At 44.9% G+C, this 2,331-nt stretch carries 2 protein-coding genes; both read right to left on the bottom strand.

Features of this window, described 5'->3' with window-relative positions:
• On the bottom strand, positions 1-1,473 hold a 1,473-nt coding region (gene cas3 / locus WBA23_RS13540), incomplete at its 3' end, for a CRISPR-associated helicase Cas3' (RefSeq protein WP_424582812.1).
• 10 nt (positions 1,474-1,483) lie between these two features.
• Positions 1,484-2,152, bottom strand: a complete 669-nt coding sequence (locus WBA23_RS13545; protein WP_424582813.1) for a CRISPR-associated endoribonuclease Cas6 — start codon at positions 2,150-2,152, stop codon at positions 1,484-1,486.
• Positions 2,153-2,331 lie beyond the last annotated feature (179 nt).

The following is a 2,331-nucleotide window of genomic DNA, read 5'->3' on the forward strand; positions in this document are numbered from 1 at the left end:
ATATCCCACTTGTTCCGGTGAAAGAAGGATGAAGTCAGCACCATGTACATTCTCTATAGTGCTTCGTACTTTTCTGCGTTGCTTAACATCGTATTCTATCTTAACTGGTGTAGAGCTAATGTCGGAGTAGGTACCATAAAACTTTCCCCTAGACATGCTTAAGTAGTGATACGGCTTCTCAATTGAGAAGCCGATAGCAACGTTAACGTTGTTGATGTCACGGATCATACGGCTATACTCACCGTAGTCGCGCGTAATTCGCACTTCGTTAACTCTGCTATGATTTACTTTCTTAAAGTCTTCTACTATCTTCTCGTCTGACTGTTGGGTCAAGTTTACAATGTCTTTTTCTACCTTCGCTGTCAACTGCTTAGTATTTTTAAGATAAGAGCGAAGTAGATCCATTTCGCCTTCAGCGTACTGGTAAGGAGTAGACTTCTCAACCTCATGCCAAATGATAGTTCCATACTCTCCTTCGTAGCGAGCGCAGCGTCCTGCTCTTTGAATAAAAGAAGGGGGTGGGCATAGATCGGTATGTATCACGTCACAAGTAATATCTATGCCCGCCTCCACTACTTGCGTAGCTATCAATATTGCGGGTTGATGAGCATTTTTACCGAAAGCATGCCGTACATCCAATTCTATTTCTTTTCGATGGTCAGGTAGTAATTCAGAGTGAAGTAAATACACTTCACAATTGGAGGGTAGCTCACCCTCATCCTTTGCTTGCCGGAGAAGAGTAGCAGTATCCTTCGCCCACTGGATTTGGTTACGAATAATTATTGTTTTGTTCCCCAGGGCAATGTCTTTCACTCTGGTGAAGCCTCGACCTTTCTTCAGCTTTTTCGAGTTATGAAACGGCCTTTCTCCTTGAATGAGTTCTACCCCACAATCGGTTCTACTCAACGTTTCTACCAAGAAATCTAGTATTACATTACTTAACGTAGCGGTCAGTATAATGCCATTGTGCTTGCTCCTTTGTAGGGAAAAAAGAGCGGTAGTCCAACTACGCGTTGCATCAAATAAATGAAACTCATCAAAAACCAAATGGCTAGCGTCTATAACCGCAGGAAGTATATTGCCTTGACGTAAGCTAACGCCAATCGGAATACCAAGAAACGCACTTAGTGATTGATCTAGCGTAGTAAAAACGCATTCTATAGGGTTGTCGAGATTATCCCCTTTATCCAAAAAAGCATGTTCTTTGCGAGCCCCGTGGTGAGCGGCGCATCTTCTAATTTTGAATTTATTAGCGTCGTCAACCAACGAGTCTACCAGAACTCGCAGAGGTAGAGAGTATAGAGCATGTTTTTGGCTTAATGCTGCTAGCACAGCAAAGGTTTTACCCCATCCAGTCGGAGCGTTTAATATCACATGCTTACCAGCACGAAAAGCTTCAAAAACTCTTCGTTGTCCATCTCTTTCGCTGCTGAAGTTAGCCGCTTTAAGGGCATCGTTGAAAGTTTCTACCATAGCTAAAAGATTAGATAAGTCCCCCAAATCCACTCCCCGTCAAATCACCCAACCCGACCAACCAGACAAACTGCACCGCTTCGGGAGTTCCGGCGACCCATACTGGGCATTCGCTTCCTTTGTGGTCGGTACCCTTAATCGTGACCTTGCGCGAGCGGGCACGATGATAACTGCGGTCGAAGCGTACCTGCACGTCGCGGTGCTCGGGGCCAAAGCCCGCTACCTCTAGTTTACGGCGTAACAAATGGGTAAGCACATCATCAGCCTGAGGATTACCCCATAATAGGTACTCGCGTGATCCGTCGGGTCGCGATTGCCGCGCCAGAATGGCCGAATGATCGGTGCGGAAGCGGTAAAAGTTACCAAAGGCCGGTGTCGCCAGTTCCTGCACCTGCGTTACGTGCATTCCGGCGAACAACGTCGGTTCTTTTAGGATGCCTTTCAAAAGTTGCTTAGCGATATTATCGTCATAAAAACTAATGTGCCAATGGCTACCAGCTGGGAAGCTCAGCTTACCGTGTTGACTCTTCGCCCCTGACAACCATCCGAAGCTGTACAGACTAATGCCATCGTGAATATTATTGGCACCAAGCCATTTGTGAAGTGCCCCCGTTAAGCAGTGTAAGTGATTAAAGGGAACTGGCTCGGTATTAGGGCTTAGATGTAGTTGTAGACGCATAGTACGGTAGTGGTTTTGATAACTACTTACATAAAGCGAATTTAGTAAGAAGAGGATGGTGACCGGACAAAACGTGTCCGAACCAAGAAAACGTTACATTCACTTTAGCATTAAGTGTATTTATATCAAATGGGAAAGATCATTTTTTACTTCCAATAATTATTTGATTTGCGTAATTG

The organism is Tunicatimonas sp., assembly GCF_049647865.1.
Taxonomy (GTDB): Bacteria; Bacteroidota; Bacteroidia; order Cytophagales; family Cyclobacteriaceae; genus Tunicatimonas.

Coding starts and splice junctions, on each gene's coding strand:
- WBA23_RS13545 (WP_424582813.1), bottom strand. CDS start 2,152: ATGCGTCTACAACTACATCTAAGCCCTAATACCGAGCCAGTTCCCTTT.